This is a genomic window from Modestobacter sp. SSW1-42, from assembly GCF_046635825.1.
GTDB lineage: Bacteria > Actinomycetota > Actinomycetes > Mycobacteriales > Geodermatophilaceae > Modestobacter.
This window is the reverse complement of sequence record NZ_JBISCA010000002.1, coordinates 772,454-788,084: the sequence shown is the minus strand read 5'-3', so window position 1 is coordinate 788,084 and position 15,631 is coordinate 772,454. Positions and strand designations below refer to the sequence as shown.

The following is a 15,631-nucleotide window of genomic DNA, read 5'->3' as shown; positions in this document are numbered from 1 at the left end:
CCAGGAGAGACGCAGATGAGCACCCCCGCACCCGTCCGGCCCGCGGCCGGCCCCGCCGCACCCGCGGCCGAGGCGCCGGCCCAGCAACAGGGCCGGATGACCCACCAGCAGATCCTCAGCGCCCTGTCGGGGATGTTGCTGGCGATGTTCGTCGCGTTCCTCTCCTCGACCGTCGTGTCGAACGCGCTGCCGACGATCATCACCGACCTGCGCGGCTCACAGAGCCAGTACACCTGGGTGGTCACCGCCACCCTGCTGGCCTCGACGGCCTCCACCCCGATCTGGGGCAAGCTCGCCGACCTGTTCAGCAAGAAGCTGCTCATCCAGATCGCGATCGTCGTCTTCATCGTCGGCTCGATGCTGGCCGGGCTGTCGGGGTCGGTGCCCACGCTGATCGGCTGGCGGGTGCTCCAGGGCCTCGGCCTCGGCGGCCTGCAGGCGCTGGTGCAGATCGCCATGGCGGCGATGATCAGCCCGCGTGAGCGCGGCCGGTACTCCGGCCTCCTCGGCGGCACCATGGCCGTGGCCACCGTGGGCGGCCCGCTCATCGGTGGGGTGCTGGTCGACACCAGCTGGCTCGGCTGGCGGTGGTGCTTCTACGTCGGCGTGCCCTTCGCCGTCGCTGCGCTGGTCCTGCTGCAGCGCACGCTGCACCTGCCGGTGACCAAGCGCGACGTCTCCATCGACTACCTCGGTGCGACCTTCCTGACCGCGGGCGTCTCCGCGCTGCTGATCTGGGTGACCCTGGCCGGCGACAGCTTCGCCTGGGCCTCACTGGAGACCGCGCTGTTCGTCGGTGGCGGCGTGCTGGCCATCGCGGCCTTCATCGTCACCGAGCTGCGCGCCACCGAGCCGATCGTCCCGCTGCGGCTCTTCCGCGACCGGACGACGACGCTGGCGATCGTGGCCAGCGTGGCCATCGGTGTCGCGATGTTCGGCTCGACGGTGTTCCTCGGCCAGTACCTGCAGATCTCCCGCGGTTACTCGCCCACCGCCGCCGGACTGCTGACCATCCCGATGGTCGGCGGGCTGCTCGTCTCCTCGACCGTCTCGGGCCTGCTGATCACCCGCACCGGGAAGTGGAAGCGGTTCCTGGTGGCCGGCTCGCTGCTGGTCGCCGGTGGGTTCGGCCTGCTCGCGACCATCGACCACGCCACGAACATGGTCCTGCTCGGGGTCTTCCTCGCGGTGCTCGGCATCGGCATCGGGATGACCATGCAGAACCTGGTGCTGGCGGTGCAGAACACCGTGGCCGCCACCGACCTGGGTGCGGCCAGCTCCGCGGTGGCGTTCTTCCGCAGCCTCGGCGGCACGATCGGCGTCTCGGTCCTCGGCGCCGTGCTCTCCAGCCGGGTCGGCACCCTCATCCAGGCCGGGCTCGCCGACGTCCCGGGTGGTGCCGGTGCCGCGGCCGGGTCCGGGAACGTGGGGCTGGCCGACCTGTCGGACGCCCCGGCGCCGGTGCAGGCGCTGATCCGGGTCGCCTACGGCGACGCGACCGGCCGGATCTTCCTGATCTCCGCGCTGCTGTCGGTCGTCACGATCCTGGCCATCCTGTTCATCCGCGAGGTCGCCCTGCGGACCGAGTCCGGTGACGAGCGGCTGCAGGGCGCCGGTGACAGCACCGCCGCCGTCGACGCCGAACTGGCCGGCGCCCGGACGTCGCGGGGCTAGTCCGGGGCCACACGACGAAGGCCCGTCTCCCCGGTGGGGAGGCGGGCCTTCGTCGTGTCCGGGACCCCGCCGGGAGGCGGGTGCGCAGGATCAGGCGAGTGCGGCGTCCAGGGTGATGTCGACGCCGGTCAGGGCCTTGCTCACCGGGCAGCCGACCTTGGCGTCCTGGGCGGCCTTGCTGAAGCCGTCGGCGTCCAGGCCGTCGACCTCGCCGCGGACGGTGAGCTTGATGCCGGTCAGCTTGAAGCCGCCCTTGTCCTTGTCCGGCCCCAGGGAGACGTCGGCGGAGACCTCGAGGCTCTCGACGGTGCCACCGGCCTCGCCGATGATCGCGGACAGCTGCATCGCGAAGCAGGCCGAGTGGGCCGCGGCGATGAGCTCCTCGGGGCTGGTGGTGCCCCCGGCCTCGTCAGCGGCGCGCTTGGGGAAGCTGACGTCGTAGGTGCCGACCTTGGAGCTGGACAGCTCGACCTGGCCGGAGCCCTCCTGGAGCGAACCGTTCCATGCGGTGCGTGCGGTGCGGGTGGGCATCGGACCTCCTCGTGACGAGGTGACCCCGGGGCGCGGGGGTGCGTCCCGGTCGGTCACCGTGCTCGTCGGGCACAACCGTTCCGCGGTGGTGGTGTTCCCGCCACCGCGGAAGGGCGTGCTCAGGAGTGGGAGGAGAGCCCTCCGGCGCGGGCGTCGCTGCGGGGCTGGCTGACCCGCTCGGTGACGATGCGCAGCTGGTTGCGGAGCTCGGTGAACTGCTGGTCGTCGAGTTCCAGGGCGTCGATCATCGCCGCGTTGACCGCGAAGGCCGGCTCGTGCAGCGCCCTGCCGGCGTCGGTGAGGCAGACCGACACCGACCGCTCGTCGTCGGTCCGGCGGTGCCGGGTCACCAGGCCCGCGGCGGTGAGCCGCTTGAGGAGGGGGGACAGCGTGCCGGAGTCCAGCGCCAGGCGGCTGCCCAGCTGGCCGACGGTCTGCCCGTCCTCCTCCCACAGCAGCATGAGGACCAGGTACTGGGGATAGGTGATCCCGAGCTGGTCCAGCATGGGCCGGTAACGGGCGGTGACCGCCCGCGAGGCGGCGTACAGGGCGAAACAGAGCTGGTCGTCGAGAGCCACGCTCGGCGACGGTGAATCCGTCATGTACTCCAGAGTAGGGCGCCGTTGGGTCTCGGCACGTCGTGTCGTTGTGAGACGTGACCTGTCGTCCGCCACAGTCTGCCGTGCAAGGGCTCCCGCGGACCCGCGTGGAGCCGGCCTGAGGTTGAGCGGAACAGACTCAAGTCCTGCTCCGTTGGACTCCCTGAACCGTCCCGGACGAGCGAGGAAGGACCACCCGTATGGCGCAGGACAAGCTCACGACCCGTGCGCAGGAGGCCGTCGCTGCCGCGCAGCGACTTGCGGTCGACCGTGGTCAGGCCGCACTGGAGCCCCTGCACCTGCTGATCGCGCTGCTCGAGCAGTCCGACGGCATCGCCGGGCCGCTGCTGCAGGCCACCGGCGCGGACCCGGCGGACGTCCGGGCGAAGGCCGACGCGGCGCTGCGCCGGATGCCGAGCGTCTCCGGCGCCAACGTCGCGCCGCCGTCGCCGTCCCGGGAGTTCCTCCGCGCCGTGAACGCGGCGGGGGAGCAGGCCGGCGCCCTCGGCGACGAGTACGTCTCCACCGAGCACCTGCTGGTCGGGCTCGCGTCCACCGACGGCGACGCCGGCGCGGTGCTGACCAGCGTCGGCGCCGGGCGCGAGGCGCTGGTCGCCGCCTTCCGCTCGGTCCGGGGCAACCGCAAGGTCACCAGCCCCGACCCGGAGAACACGTACCAGGCGTTGGAGAAGTACGCCGTCGACCTCACCGAGCGCGCCCGCGAGGGCCGGATGGACCCGGTGATCGGCCGCGACACCGAGATCCGCCGGGTCGTGCAGGTGCTGTCCCGGCGCACCAAGAACAACCCGGTGCTCATCGGCGAGCCCGGCGTCGGCAAGACCGCGATCGTCGAGGGCCTGGCCCAGCGGATGGTCGCCGGGGACGTCCCGGAGAGCCTCAAGGGCAAGCGCCTGATGGCGCTCGACCTGGGCGCGATGGTCGCCGGGGCCAAGTTCCGCGGTGAGTTCGAGGAGCGCCTCAAGGCCGTCCTGCAGGAGATCACCGACGCCGCCGGTCAGATCGTGACCTTCATCGACGAGCTGCACACCATCGTCGGGGCCGGCGCGAGCGGCGACTCCGCGATGGACGCCGGCAACATGATCAAGCCGATGCTGGCGCGCGGTGAGCTGCGGATGGTCGGGGCCACCACCCTCGACGAGTTCCGTCAGCACATCGAGAAGGACCCGGCGCTGGAGCGCCGCTTCCAGCAGGTCTTCGTCGGCGAGCCCTCGGTCGAGGACACGATCGGCATCCTGCGCGGCCTCAAGGAGCGCTACGAGGTCCACCACGGCGTCCGGATCACCGACGGCGCCATCGTCGCGGCCGCCACGCTCTCCGACCGCTACGTGACCGCCCGGTTCCTGCCCGACAAGGCGATCGACCTGGTCGACGAGGCCGCCAGCCGGCTGCGGATGGAGATCGACAGCCGCCCGGTCGAGGTCGACGAGGTCGAGCGGGTCGTGCGCCGGTTGGAGATCGAGGAGATGGCGCTGGCCAAGGAGGACGACCCTGCCTCCCTGGCCCGGCTGGACACCCTGCGGGAGGAGCTGGCCGACCGCCGCGAGGCCCTCGGCGAGCTGACCGCGCGCTGGCAGCAGGACAAGACCGCCATCGACCGCATCCAGCGCACCAAGGAGGAGTTGGAGGCGGTCCGCACCGACGCCGAGCGAGCCGAGCGCGACGGCGACCTGGCCCGGGTCGCCGAGCTCCGCTACGGCCGGATGCCGGCGATCGAGAAGGAGCTGCGCGCCGCCGAGGCGTCGGTCGCGGCCAGCGACTCGATGCTCAAGGAGGAGGTCGGCGCCGACGACATCGCCGAGGTCGTGCAGGCGTGGACCGGGATCCCGGCCGGGCGGCTGCTGGAGGGCGAGACGCAGAAGCTGCTGCGCATGGAGGACGAGCTGACCAAGCGGGTCGTCGGGCAGCCCGACGCCGTCCGCGCCGTGGCCGACGCCGTCCGCCGGGCCCGCTCCGGGGTGGCCGACCCCGACCGGCCGACCGGCTCGTTCCTGTTCCTCGGCCCCACCGGCGTGGGCAAGACCGAGCTGGCCAAGGCGCTGGCGGAGTTCCTCTTCGACGACGAGCGGGCGATGGTCCGCATCGACATGAGCGAGTACTCCGAGAAGCACTCGGTGGCCCGGCTGGTCGGGGCCCCGCCCGGCTACGTCGGCTACGAGGCCGGTGGCCAGCTCACCGAGGCGGTGCGGCGGCGGCCCTACACGGTCGTGCTGCTCGACGAGGTCGAGAAGGCGCACCCGGACGTGTTCGACGTGCTGCTGCAGGTGCTCGACGACGGCCGGCTCACCGACGGGCAGGGCCGCACGGTCGACTTCCGCAGCACGATCCTGGTGCTGACGTCCAACCTCGGCTCGCAGGTCATCGCCGACCAGTCGATCCCGGAGGAGCAGAAGCGGCGGGCGGTGCAGGACGTCGTCCGCGCGCACTTCAAGCCCGAGTTCCTCAACCGGCTCGACGACGTGGTCACCTTCCGGGCGCTCGGCACCGACGAGCTGGCCGGCATCGTCGACATCCAGGTCGGCGTCCTGGCCCGGCGGCTGGCCTCGCGCCGGCTCACCCTGCAGGTCAGCGACGCGGCCCGCGAGTGGCTGGCGCTCAACGGCCTCGACCCGGTCTACGGCGCCCGCCCGCTGCGCCGGCTGGTGCAGTCCGCGATCGGCGACCAGCTGGCCCGCGCGCTGCTCTCCGGTGAGATCCGGGACGGCGACCGGGTGCTGGTCGACTGGGCGGCCGACGTCACCGCCGGTGACGGCGGGCTCAGCGTGACCCGCGGCTGACCCCCGGACGACGAGGGCCCGCCCACCGCAGCTGCGGTGGGCGGGCCCTCGGTGCGTCCGGGGTCAGCCGACGCTGTCCTCCACGCACTGCTGGTACTGGGCCTGGTCGCCCGTCGAGTTGAACTCGGTGATGCAGTCCTGGGCCGTCGAGACGAAGGCGATCGCGGCGATCAGCAGGATCGTGCCGAGCAGGAAGCCGATGATGCCGGTGACCAGGCCGGCGATGGCCATGCCCTTGTTGTCGGCCCGGCGGGCCTTGACCCGGCGCAGACCGAGGATGCCGAAGACGATCGCCAGCAGGCCGAGGATCGTCCCCGGGAAGGTGAAGAACGCCGCCGGGACGGACAGGATGCCCAGGACCAGCGCGGTGATGCCGAAGCCGTTCGCCTTCGCGGGCGCGCCCTGGCCGTAGCCGCCCGGGGCGTCCTGGTACCCCGGCTGGCCGTAGGGCTGCTGGCCATACCCCTGCTGGCCGTACGGCTGCTGGCCGTACCCCTGCTGGCCGTACGGCTGCTGGCCGTACCCCTGCTGGCCGTAGCCCTGCTGCGGGGCGCCCTGCGCGGGGAACTGCTGCGTGTGGTCCTGCGGGGGCTTGGCGTCCCACGGCTGGCCGGAGCCCGCGGGCTGGCCGTAGCTCGACGAGCCGCCGCCGTGCGGGCCCGACGGCTGGTCGTCGGGGCGGGGGTACTCCGGCTGCTGACCTGAGGGAGTCGTCACGGGCGGGAGCGTAGGGCCTCCACGCACCCCCGGCCCACTGTCACGCACCCGTTCGAGGTCACGGTGCGGTCACCTGCGCGTGCGCTCCGTACCCCGCCGCGCCCGGCCGACGCCGTCGTCCACAGCCTGTGGACGACGACGTCGGAGGGCCTCGGCCCGGTCGTACGGTCCTCCGGTCGCGGCGCACCGGGGGCCGCTGGGAGGGGGCCCGTCGATGGTCGAGGGTCGGGTGCGCGTCCAGGCGGCCCGCTGGGTGCTCGTGCTCGGGCGGGTGACCACGGCGCTGCTCGTGGTCGGCGCGGTGGGCGCGGCGCTCGCCGCGTGGGGGAGCTGGTCGGCTGCGCCGCTGCTGCTCACCGCGCTGTCCGCGGGCCTGGCCGCCGGCTGGCACGCCCTGCTGACGGCCTTCGAGCGGCACGGCCGGGGGGCGTGGACGGCGCTGCTGGCGTGGTCGGCCGCAGATGCCCTCGCCCGCCTCGGTGGGGCGCTGCCGGGCGGGGGCGTGGGCGCGCCGGACCTGCTCGGCGGCCTGCTCGACGTCGTCCTGCTCGGGCTGCTGCTGCACCCCGACAGCCGGGACTGGGTGGCCCGGCCACCGGGTCCGGCGTCTTCCCGCGGCGGCCCGGTGCACTCGCCGGGGACGGCCGGGATGCCCCATGATCACCGGCGTCCGCACGTGCAGGTCACCGAGGAGCTCCCATGACGTCAGGACCGCAGGACCCGCAGCAGGGCGGGCCCGGCGAGCAGCCGCCCCCGGGGCAGCAGCCGCCGCCCGGCCAGTCCCCGTACGGACAGCAGCCCTCGTACGGCCAGCCCTCGTACGGCCAGCAGTCCCCGTACGGCCAGCAGTCCCCGTACGGGCAGCAGGGTCAGTACGGGCAGCAGTCCCCGTACGGGCAGCAGGGTCAGTACGGGCAGCAGCCCGCGTACGGGCAGCAGGGTCAGTACGGGCAGCCGCCCTACGGCCAGCAGGGTTGGGGCTACCCGGCGGCCCCGGGGCAGCAGCAGAGCCAGCTGCCGCCGACGCCCCGCCCGACCACGGTCAAGGCGGGCATCGCGGCCTTCGTGCTCAACGTCCTGGTCGGCCTGGTCTCGTCGCTGCTCACCTTCGCCAACTGGGACGAGGTCATCGACCAGGCCGCGGGCCAGCAGGACGTGGACTCCGAGTCGGTCCGGGAGCTCGCGGAGACCGGCGCCGTCATCGGTGCGGTGATCGGCCTGCTGTTCCTCGCGGGCTACCTCGTGGTCCTGTGGTTCGCCTGGACCGGCCGCAACTGGGCGCGCATCACCATCTGGGTGCTCGCCGGGCTGAGCCTGCTCTTCGGGGTGGTCGGACTGGCCGTCGGAGGCGCCACGGGTGCTCCCGGCAGCGGCTTCCTCAGCGTCCTCGGACTGCTGCTGCAGGCCGCCGGGGTCGTGCTGCTCGCGCTCCGGCCGTCCTCGGACTGGTACCGGGCGGAGGGGCAGCGCCGGGCGCGCTGGTGAGCTCAGGCCGGGCCGCGTGGGCCCTTCGGCGCCCACGCGGCCGTGGTCGGGGCGAGCAGGCTGGTCACGGCCGCGACGCACAGCACCAGGACCAGCAGCGACGTGACGGCCACCCCGGCGACCACGGCGCCGAGCAGGGTCACCAGGCCCAGGCCGGCGCCGACGGCCACCCCGGTGAACCGGGCCCAGCCGCGCCGTCGCGCCAGCCCGGCGGCGGCGGCCACGCCCAGGCCGCCGAACACGACGCCCTGCACCAGGGTCAGCTGCACCGACCGCACGGCGTCCGACCGTGGCGAGCCCGGCTGGGCGTCGGCGTAGACGTCGACGACCGTGTCGAAGGCCAGCGCGGTGAACAGCGCGTTGAGCAGCAGCAGCACCCCGAGCAGCGCCAGCACGCCGACCGCGACCCGGGCCGATGCGGGCATGCCGGGGGTGCCCGGCGCGGAGCCGGCCGGACGGGACGACGACGGGGTGGCGCTCACCGGCCCAGGGTGGCACGCCCGGACGGCGGCGCGGGTGGCTGCCGCGCCGGGGATGCGATGCTGCGACGGCCAGCAGCCGCCCGCCGCGGCGTCGTCCGACCCACGAGCAGGAGAGCACCGTGAAGGCCCCCCGGCTGCCCCGAGCCACCGCCTGGTCCCGCGTCGTCGGAGCGGCCGCCGTGCCGGTCCTGCTGGCCGGGCTGGCCGGGTGCACCGGCTCCGGCGACGACCCGGCCGCCGCGGCCGCGGGCAGGAGCGCCACCGCGTCGGCCGCACCCACCCCACCGGCACGCACCGGGCCGGTGGGGCCCGGCTGCGCGATGTTCCCCGCCGACGGACCCGGCAGCCCCGCCGCGCTGGCGACGACGCCGGTCGCCGGTGCCGTGGGCACCAACCCGCAGCTGAGCACGCTCACCTCCGCCGTGCTCGCCGCGAACCTGGTCGACGCGGTCAACAGCCGGCAGGACATCACCGTGCTGGCGCCCTCGAACGCCGCCTTCGACGCCCTGGGCACCGACGCGCTGCCCGCCCTGCTGGCCGACGTCCCGCGGTTGACCACCGTGCTCACCCACCACGTGATCGCCGGGCGGCTGACCCCCGACCAGCTGCCGGGGCAGCACCGCACGCTCAACGGCGACACCGTGACCGTGGCCGGCCCGGCGGACGCCCCGACCGTCGCCGCCGAGCAGACGTTGACCGGGTCGGCGCCGGCCGCCCTCGTGTGCGGCGACGTGCCCACCGCCAACGCCACGGTCTACGTCATCGACCAGGTCCTCACCCCCGCCGCCTGAGGCCTCCGGGGACCGGGCGGGGCCGGGAACCGCTCAGTAGGGTCGTGCGCATGGACGCCCACGCCCCGGCCCACCCCGACCGCGACCGGCTGCTCGAGCTCATCGTCGAGCTGGCCGTCGTGCACGGGCAGGTCACGCTGTCCTCCGGCCAGGAGGCCGACTGGTACATCGACCTGCGCCGGGTGACGCTGCACCACGAGGCGGCGCCGCTGGTCGGCCGGGTGATGCGCCAGCTCACCGGCGACCTCCGCTACGACGTCGTCGGCGGGCTCACCCTGGGCGCGGACCCGGTGGCCACCGCGATGCTGCACGCGGCCGCCGACGGCCAGGGCTTCCTCGACGCGTGCGTGGTGCGCAAGCAGACCAAGGCCCACGGCATGCAGCGCCGGATCGAGGGGCCGGACGTCGCCGGCCGCGCCGTCCTCGTGGTCGAGGACGTGTCCACCACCGGCAGCAGCCCGCTGACCGCCGTCGAGGCGCTCCAGGAGGCCGGCGCCGAGGTGGTGGCCGTCGCCGTCATCGTCGACCGTGGCGCCCGCGCCGCGGTCGAGGCCGCCGGCCTCGAGTACCGGGCCGCCTTCACCCTCGAGGACCTCGGGCTCTCCTAGGCCGGTCGGGTCCACGCAGCGGGACCCCGGGCGGGCGCGCGTGGACGACCCGACGGGATACTGCCCCGAGCAGAGCGCCACCGCTGGTCCCGACATCAGGAGTGCACCGCATGCCCATCGCGACCCCCGAGGTCTACGCCGACATGATCACCCGGGCGAAGGAGGGCGGGTTCGCCTACCCGGCGATCAACTGCACGTCCTCGGAGACGATCAACGCAGCCCTGCGCGGTTTCGCCGACGCCGGCAGTGACGGGATCATCCAGTTCTCCACCGGCGGCGCCGAGTTCGGCTCGGGCACCCGGGTGAAGGACATGGTCACCGGCGCGGTCGCGCTGGCCGAGTTCGCCCACGTCGTCGCTGAGCGCTACCCGATCCAGGTCGCGCTGCACACCGACCACTGCCCCAAGGACAAGCTGGACACCTACGTCCGTCCGCTGATCGCCATCTCCCAGGACCGCGTCGCCGCCGGGCAGGAGCCGCTGTTCCAGTCGCACATGTGGGACGGCTCGGCGATCGAGCTCACCGAGAACCTGGAGATCGCCCAGGAGCTGCTGGCCGAGGCGGCCAAGGCCAAGATCGTGCTCGAGCTGGAGATCGGCGTCGTCGGGGGCGAGGAGGACGGCGTCGCCCACGAGATCAACGAGAAGCTCTACACCGCCGACGGCGACTTCGTGCGCACCGCCGAGGCCCTCGGGTTCGGCGACAAGGGCGTCTACCTGCTGGCCGCCACGTTCGGCAACGTGCACGGCGTCTACAAGCCGGGCAACGTCAAGCTGCGGCCGGAGGTGCTCAAGCGCGGCCAGGAGGTCGTCGCCGAGCAGTTCGGCACCGCCGAGAAGCCGTTCAACCTGGTCTTCCACGGTGGCTCGGGCTCCGACCTGTCCGACATCCGCGAGGCCATCAGCTACGGCGTCGTGAAGATGAACGTCGACACCGACACCCAGTACGCGCTGACCCGGTCCATCGCCGGTCACATGTTCAGCAACTACGACGGCGTGCTCAAGGTCGACGGCGAGGTCGGTGTCAAGAAGGTCTACGACCCGCGCACCTACATGAAGGCCGCCGAGGGTGCGATGGCCGACCGCGTGGTGCAGGTCTGCGAGGACCTGCTGTCCGCCGGACAGTCCCAGGCGGGCTGACCGGTGACCCACGGTCTCAACCTGCTCGGCGAGCCGCCGGCCACGCTGCTCCCGGTCGACCCCGGGACGGCGGCGCTCGCGGCCGGCACCGACCCGGCCGAGGTGGCCGCGGCCACCCCGACCTCCAGCGCCGCGTGGGCGGCCCTCGCCGAGCAGGCGCTGGACGCCGGCCGCACGATCGAGGCCTACGCCTACGCCCGCACCGGCTACCACCGCGGCCTGGACGCGCTGCGCCGCAACGGCTGGAAGGGCTTCGGTCCGGTCCCGTGGTCGCACGAGCCCAACCGCGGCTTCCTGCGCTGCGTCACGGTGCTGGCCAAGGCGGCGGAGCGCATCGGCGAGGTCGACGAGCAGGAGCGGTGCACCCAGCTGCTGCGCGACTGCGACCCCACCCTGGCCCCCTGAGCCGGAGCTGACCCCGTCGGCCCCGTCGCCCGCACCCCGGGCAGCGGGGCCGACGGGTGTCTGCACAGGTCAGCGGCCCGGGATCTTCGAGATGCCGAGTTGTTGATCACCCGCTAGCGTCAGCCGCCGGTCGACGCCAGTGGGGCGTCGCCCCGAACAAGGGGGTACTTCCATGGCCACGATCCTGTGGATCCTCGCCGTCATCCTCGTGGTGTCCGGCATCTTCGCGATCATCCGCAAGCAGCTGCTGTGGGGCATCGTCCTCATCGTCGTCGGCCTGCTCGTCGGCCCGGGTGGCGTGAGCGTCTTCACCAACTGACCAGCGGCCCCTCCCAGCGTGGTGAGGGGCCGCTCAGTGGTCGCGGCGGGCCGTGCGCAGCGCGTCGGTCAGCCGCGACAGCTCGTCACCGCCGGCGACCAGCCGCGTCAGGTCGTGCACGTCGACGTCCTCCGCGGTCAGGTCGCCGGCCACCCGGCCGCCGCCCAGCAGCACGAACCGGTCGCCGACCAGGTGAGCGTACTGGGGGCTGTGGGTCACGAACACCACGGCCAGCCCGGCCTCGCGTGCGGCCACCACCGACTGCAGCACCAGTGCGCGCTGGGCCACCGTCATCGGCGCGGTGGGCTCGTCGAGCACGAGCACCCGCGCGCCGAAGTGCAGCGCCCGGGCGATCGCCAGGCTCTGCCGCTCACCGGCCTGCAGCGCGCTGGCCGGCTGGTCGGCGTCCAGCCCGACGACGCCGACCCCGGCCATCGCGGCCGTGGTGACCTGCTGCGCCCGGGCGACGTCCAGCCGGCGGAACGGCCACGGCCCGCGGGTGGGCTCCGCGCCGAGGAAGAAGTTGCGCCACACCGACATCAGGGGCGCGATCGCCAGGTCCTGCCAGACGGTGGCGATGCCCGCGGCCCGCGCCTGCCGCGGGGAGCGGAAGCGCGCCGGGCGGCCGTCGAGCAGCAGCTCGCCCTCCGACAGCCGCTGCATGCCGGACAGCACGGCGACCAGCGTCGACTTGCCCGAGCCGTTCTCGCCCAGCAGGCAGGTGACCTGCCCGCCGCGCACGGCGAGGGACACCGACGACAGCGCGGCCACGCTGCCCAAGCGCACCGTCGCCCCGCGCAGCTCCAGCACCGGTGCCGCGCCGTCCTGTCGGGTGGGCCCTGCCGCGGTGCTCACGACAGCGGCACCCGGCCCAGCCGGCGGCGCACGACGCCGTTGAGCAGCAGCGCCACCAGCAGCAGGGACCCGAGGAAGGCCTGGAACCAGCGCGGGTCCCAGCCGGCCAGCGCGATGCCCTCACGGGCGATGCCGTAGAGCAGGGCGCCCAGCGCGGCGCCGACCGTCGAGCCGTAGCCGCCGGTGAGCAGGCAGCCGCCGATGACCGCCACGATGATGAACTCGATCTCCGCGCCCAGCGCCGGGTCGACCTGCACCCCGCCCAGCCGGACCAGCCCCAGCGTGCCGATGAGCCAGCCGGCGGCCGCGGTGCCCAGGAACAGCAGCACGGTGGTGCGCCACACCGGGACACCGAGCTCGCGGGCGGCCCGCCCGGCGCCGCCGGTGGCGAACACCGAGCTGCCGAAGCGGGTGCGCCACAGCAGCCAGCTGGTCAGCGCGGTGGCCAGCACCCACCAGACCAGCGAGACGCGGAACCGGCCCTCGCCCAGCTGCGCGGTGGCGCCGAAGACGGCCACCGCCGACTCCCAGCCCGGGGCCTGCGCGAGCCCGGTGACCCGCGAGGACCCCGCGACCGCCGTCGCGACCGCCAGCGAGCCGCCCTGCAGCACCAGGAAGGTGGCCAGGGTGACCAGGAAGCTGGGCAGCTCGGTGATGACGACGAGCAGCCCGTTGACCGCGCCGACCCCCAGCGCCGCGACCAGTGAGACGGCCAGCGCCGGCCAGATGCCCAGGCCGAGCTCGGTGACCAGCAGCGCGGTGAGCAGGCTGCTCGAGACGGCCACCACGCCGATCGACAGGTCGAACTGGCCGGCGACGAGGAGCAGGGCCACGGCGACGCCGCCGATGCCCAGCGGGGCGGCGACGTCGAGCACGGTGGCCAGCCCGCCGGTGCTCAGCAGCCCGGGCGCCTGCGGGGCGAAGATCAGCAGGACCAGACCGACGCCGAGCAGGGCGCCGACGCTGGGGCGGGCCAGCAGGCGGTCCAGCAGCCGGCGTCCGGCCGACCGGCGCGGTGCCGTGGCGGCGTGGGACAGCCGCTCGGCGATCACCGGGGGGTGCTCCGGGCACGACGGGACGACAGCAGCGCGACCTCCTCGGGCTCGGGCGGTGTCCACCAGTGTCCACGTGCCCGTCGACCCCGCCGCAGGGTCCCGCCGCCGGCGCGCCGGTGGTGGGGGCGGCGGAGCCCCCTCAGGCGCGCAGCCGCCAGCGCACGCGGTCGTCGGCGTACCAGGTCCACTTCGTGACCTCGCGGTCGAACGGGACGCCGTCCCGGGTGACCTGGGCCGGCTCGCACGCCAGCTGCAGCGCCCGGCCCCCGGTGCGCCCCACCCGGCGCAGCGGCAGCGTGGTGACCGCGACGGCGAGCCGGTCGACCGCGGTCCAGTCCGGGCGCACGTCGATCCGGGTGACCAGGCCGTCGGCGACCCGGGTGTCGTCGCAGTACGCCTGCGCGCCGAACCGGCGACCCAGCGCGCGGCGCGGCTCGCCGAGGGCGGCGACGCGGCCGCTGTGCAGCAGCACCCCGCCGTGGTCGTCGCGGACCAGGGGCAGCTCCCGCTCACCACCGCCGCCCACGCCCAGCGACCGGGCCAGCGCGAGCGAGTTCTTCTCGTCCGCCGGCTCCCAGCCCACCGGCACGGCGGGCAGCCGATCGGTCTTCCAGAGCCGGGCGAGCACGGCCGACAGAGCCGGCACCGGGCCCAGCACGTGCACCTCCTCGGCGCCGTCCACCACCGAGGCCACGTGCCGGCGGGACGGCGGCTGGAACGCCGCCAGGCCGCGCAGGTCGAGGTGCGTCGCAGGCATGCGGATACCCTGCCACCTGGCCGACCGGGGTCCCCCGGTGCAGTTCGTGGACGAGGAGAGACCCCCATGCCCGCAGTCGTGCTGATCGGCGCCCAGTGGGGCGACGAGGGCAAGGGCAAGGCCACTGACCTCCTCGGCGGCCGGATCCCCTACGTCGTCCGTTACCAGGGCGGCAACAACGCCGGGCACACCGTGATCACCCCGGACGGCGAGAAGTACGCGCTGCACCTGATCCCCAGCGGCATCCTGACCCCGGGCTGCACGCCGGTCATCGGCAACGGCGTGGTCATCGACCCCGAGGTGCTGATCGGCGAGCTGGCCGGCCTGGAGGAGCGCGGCGTCGACACCTCACGCCTGGTGATCTCCTCCGACGCGCACCTGATCATGCCGCACCACCGGGCCCTGGACCGGGTCACCGAGCGGTTCCTCGGCCAGCGCAAGATCGGCACCACCGGCCGCGGCATCGGCCCGGCCTACGGCGACAAGGTCGCCCGCACCGGCATCCGCGTGCAGGACCTGCTCGACCTGTCGATCCTGCGCCAGAAGCTCGAGGGCACGCTGCAGGAGAAGAACCAGGTCCTGGTCAAGGTCTACAACCGCAAGGCCATCGACGTCGACGAGGTGGTCGAGGAGTACGCCGGCTACGCCGAGGCGCTCAAGCACCGCATCGTCGACACCCGGCTGCTGCTGGGCAAGGCCCTCGACGCGGGGGAGTGGGTCCTCCTGGAGGGCTCCCAGGGCACCCTGCTCGACGTCGACCACGGCACCTATCCGTTCGTGACGTCGTCCAACCCGACCGCCGGCGGCGCGGCCGTGGGCGCCGGCGTCGGCCCCACCCGGATCACCCGCGTGGTCGGCATCCTCAAGGCCTACACGACCCGCGTCGGCTCCGGTCCCTTCCCGACCGAGCTGCACGACCAGTGGGGCGAGTACCTGCGCAAGCAGGGCGGTGAGGTCGGCGTCACCACCGGCCGCGACCGCCGCTGCGGCTGGTTCGACGCCGTCGTCGCCCGCTACGCCAGCCGGGTCAACGGCATCACCGACTTCTTCCTCACCAAGCTCGACGTCCTCTCCGGGCTGGAGACGGTGCCGATCTGCGTGGCCTACGACGTCGACGGCGTCCGGCACGACGAGATGCCGATGACGCAGACCGACTTCCACCACGCGACGCCGGTCTACGAGGAGATGCCCGGCTGGTCCGAGGACATCACCGCGTGCCGCCGCTTCGAGGACCTGCCGGCCAACGCCCAGGCCTACGTGCGCCGGCTGGAGGAGCTCTCCGGAGCCCGGGTGAGCGTCATCGGCGTCGGCCCCGGCCGCGACGAGAACGTCGTCCTGCACGACCTCATCTAGCCCGGACGCGGGTGCGCACCCGCCGGGGTGTCAGCGCGGGCTGACACCCCGGCAGGTGCGCAGTGG

Annotated in this window: 17 protein-coding genes; 10 read left to right on the top strand and 7 right to left on the bottom strand. The window is 73.9% G+C overall.

Annotated elements, in window-relative coordinates:
- Positions 1-15 precede the first annotated feature (15 nt).
- Entirely contained in the window at positions 16-1,674 is a 1,659-nt protein-coding gene (locus tag ACGBYP_RS09105; protein ID WP_411583230.1) for an MFS transporter, read from the top strand.
- Between the two features lie 90 nt (positions 1,675-1,764).
- On the opposite strand, the gene ACGBYP_RS09100 is transcribed toward ACGBYP_RS09105, so the two are convergent.
- The gene (locus ACGBYP_RS09100) at positions 1,765-2,205 is read right to left on the bottom strand and encodes an OsmC family protein (protein ID WP_411583228.1); all 441 of its coding nucleotides are present in this window, start codon (positions 2,203-2,205) and stop codon (positions 1,765-1,767) included.
- 119 nt (positions 2,206-2,324) lie between these two features.
- Positions 2,325-2,783, bottom strand: coding sequence for a MarR family winged helix-turn-helix transcriptional regulator (locus ACGBYP_RS09095; protein WP_411583226.1), 459 nt, complete (start codon positions 2,781-2,783; stop codon positions 2,325-2,327).
- Between the two features lie 221 nt (positions 2,784-3,004).
- Here ACGBYP_RS09095 and clpB point away from each other — a divergent pair, with 221 nt between their 5' ends.
- A complete protein-coding gene (gene clpB / locus ACGBYP_RS09090) occupies positions 3,005-5,599 on the top strand; it encodes an ATP-dependent chaperone ClpB (RefSeq protein WP_411583223.1) in 2,595 nt (864 codons plus the stop codon).
- A 63-nt stretch (positions 5,600-5,662) separates the two neighbouring features.
- Here the strand turns inward: clpB and ACGBYP_RS09085 are convergent, their stop codons facing one another.
- Positions 5,663-6,316 carry a DUF4190 domain-containing protein gene (locus ACGBYP_RS09085; RefSeq protein ID WP_411583222.1) on the bottom strand — a complete coding sequence of 218 codons (654 nt, stop codon included), beginning with the start codon at positions 6,314-6,316 and terminating at the stop codon, positions 5,663-5,665.
- 214 nt (positions 6,317-6,530) lie between these two features.
- Between ACGBYP_RS09085 and ACGBYP_RS09080 the strand changes: the two genes are divergently transcribed.
- Positions 6,531-7,019 (top strand): hypothetical protein, encoded by a 489-nt coding sequence (locus ACGBYP_RS09080; RefSeq protein WP_411583219.1) that lies wholly within the window; start codon positions 6,531-6,533, stop codon positions 7,017-7,019.
- The gene (locus ACGBYP_RS09075; protein ID WP_411583216.1) at positions 7,016-7,801 is read left to right on the top strand and encodes a hypothetical protein; all 786 of its coding nucleotides are present in this window, start codon (positions 7,016-7,018) and stop codon (positions 7,799-7,801) included. The genes ACGBYP_RS09080 and ACGBYP_RS09075 overlap by 4 nt, the downstream gene beginning before the upstream one ends.
- 2 nt (positions 7,802-7,803) lie before the next feature.
- Here the strand turns inward: ACGBYP_RS09075 and ACGBYP_RS09070 are convergent, their stop codons facing one another.
- Positions 7,804-8,283: a hypothetical protein gene (locus tag ACGBYP_RS09070; protein WP_411583214.1), complete on the bottom strand. Its 480-nt coding sequence runs from the start codon at positions 8,281-8,283 to the stop codon at positions 7,804-7,806.
- A gap of 119 nt (positions 8,284-8,402) precedes the next feature.
- Here ACGBYP_RS09070 and ACGBYP_RS09065 point away from each other — a divergent pair, with 119 nt between their 5' ends.
- The 5 genes from ACGBYP_RS09065 to ACGBYP_RS09045 all read left to right on the top strand — a co-directional run bounded on the left by ACGBYP_RS09065 (position 8,403) and on the right by ACGBYP_RS09045 (position 11,545).
- Positions 8,403-9,074 (top strand): fasciclin domain-containing protein, encoded by a 672-nt coding sequence (locus ACGBYP_RS09065; RefSeq protein WP_411583212.1) that lies wholly within the window; start codon positions 8,403-8,405, stop codon positions 9,072-9,074.
- A 50-nt stretch (positions 9,075-9,124) separates the two neighbouring features.
- Positions 9,125-9,682: an orotate phosphoribosyltransferase gene (gene pyrE / locus ACGBYP_RS09060; protein ID WP_411583209.1), complete on the top strand. Its 558-nt coding sequence runs from the start codon at positions 9,125-9,127 to the stop codon at positions 9,680-9,682.
- A gap of 110 nt (positions 9,683-9,792) precedes the next feature.
- Entirely contained in the window at positions 9,793-10,821 is a 1,029-nt protein-coding gene (fbaA, locus tag ACGBYP_RS09055) for a class II fructose-bisphosphate aldolase (protein ID WP_411583207.1), read from the top strand.
- Between the two features lie 3 nt (positions 10,822-10,824).
- Positions 10,825-11,226 carry a DUF3151 domain-containing protein gene (locus ACGBYP_RS09050; protein WP_411583205.1) on the top strand — a complete coding sequence of 134 codons (402 nt, stop codon included), beginning with the start codon at positions 10,825-10,827 and terminating at the stop codon, positions 11,224-11,226.
- A gap of 172 nt (positions 11,227-11,398) precedes the next feature.
- The gene (locus ACGBYP_RS09045; RefSeq protein ID WP_411583202.1) at positions 11,399-11,545 is read left to right on the top strand and encodes a GPGG-motif small membrane protein; all 147 of its coding nucleotides are present in this window, start codon (positions 11,399-11,401) and stop codon (positions 11,543-11,545) included.
- Positions 11,546-11,578: 33 nt separating this feature from the next.
- On the opposite strand, the gene ACGBYP_RS09040 is transcribed toward ACGBYP_RS09045, so the two are convergent.
- From ACGBYP_RS09040 to ACGBYP_RS09030, 3 genes are all read right to left on the bottom strand, one after another.
- Positions 11,579-12,400 (bottom strand): ATP-binding cassette domain-containing protein, encoded by an 822-nt coding sequence (locus tag ACGBYP_RS09040; protein ID WP_411583199.1) that lies wholly within the window; start codon positions 12,398-12,400, stop codon positions 11,579-11,581.
- Positions 12,397-13,452, bottom strand: a complete 1,056-nt coding sequence (locus ACGBYP_RS09035; RefSeq protein ID WP_411583196.1) for an ABC transporter permease — start codon at positions 13,450-13,452, stop codon at positions 12,397-12,399. The genes ACGBYP_RS09040 and ACGBYP_RS09035 overlap by 4 nt, the downstream gene beginning before the upstream one ends.
- A 142-nt stretch (positions 13,453-13,594) precedes the next feature.
- Positions 13,595-14,212 carry a hypothetical protein gene (locus ACGBYP_RS09030; protein WP_411583194.1) on the bottom strand — a complete coding sequence of 206 codons (618 nt, stop codon included), beginning with the start codon at positions 14,210-14,212 and terminating at the stop codon, positions 13,595-13,597.
- A gap of 66 nt (positions 14,213-14,278) precedes the next feature.
- Here ACGBYP_RS09030 and ACGBYP_RS09025 point away from each other — a divergent pair, with 66 nt between their 5' ends.
- Positions 14,279-15,565 (top strand): adenylosuccinate synthase, encoded by a 1,287-nt coding sequence (locus tag ACGBYP_RS09025; protein WP_411583191.1) that lies wholly within the window; start codon positions 14,279-14,281, stop codon positions 15,563-15,565.
- Positions 15,566-15,631: the final 66 nt, after the last annotated feature.

Excerpts from the sequence above, each read along its gene's own strand:
- fbaA (WP_411583207.1), top strand. The coding sequence starts at position 9,793 with ATGCCCATCGCGACCCCCGAGGTCTACGCCGACATGATCACCCGGGCG.
- ACGBYP_RS09100 (WP_411583228.1), bottom strand. The coding sequence starts at position 2,205 with ATGCCCACCCGCACCGCACGCACCGCATGGAACGGTTCGCTCCAGGAG.
- pyrE (WP_411583209.1), top strand. The coding sequence starts at position 9,125 with ATGGACGCCCACGCCCCGGCCCACCCCGACCGCGACCGGCTGCTCGAG.
- ACGBYP_RS09075 (WP_411583216.1), top strand. The coding sequence starts at position 7,016 with ATGACGTCAGGACCGCAGGACCCGCAGCAGGGCGGGCCCGGCGAGCAG.
- ACGBYP_RS09030 (WP_411583194.1), bottom strand. The coding sequence starts at position 14,212 with ATGCCTGCGACGCACCTCGACCTGCGCGGCCTGGCGGCGTTCCAGCCG.
- ACGBYP_RS09080 (WP_411583219.1), top strand. The coding sequence starts at position 6,531 with ATGGTCGAGGGTCGGGTGCGCGTCCAGGCGGCCCGCTGGGTGCTCGTG.
- ACGBYP_RS09105 (WP_411583230.1), top strand. The coding sequence starts at position 16 with ATGAGCACCCCCGCACCCGTCCGGCCCGCGGCCGGCCCCGCCGCACCC.
- clpB (WP_411583223.1), top strand. The coding sequence starts at position 3,005 with ATGGCGCAGGACAAGCTCACGACCCGTGCGCAGGAGGCCGTCGCTGCC.
- ACGBYP_RS09025 (WP_411583191.1), top strand. The coding sequence starts at position 14,279 with ATGCCCGCAGTCGTGCTGATCGGCGCCCAGTGGGGCGACGAGGGCAAG.
- ACGBYP_RS09045 (WP_411583202.1), top strand. The coding sequence starts at position 11,399 with ATGGCCACGATCCTGTGGATCCTCGCCGTCATCCTCGTGGTGTCCGGC.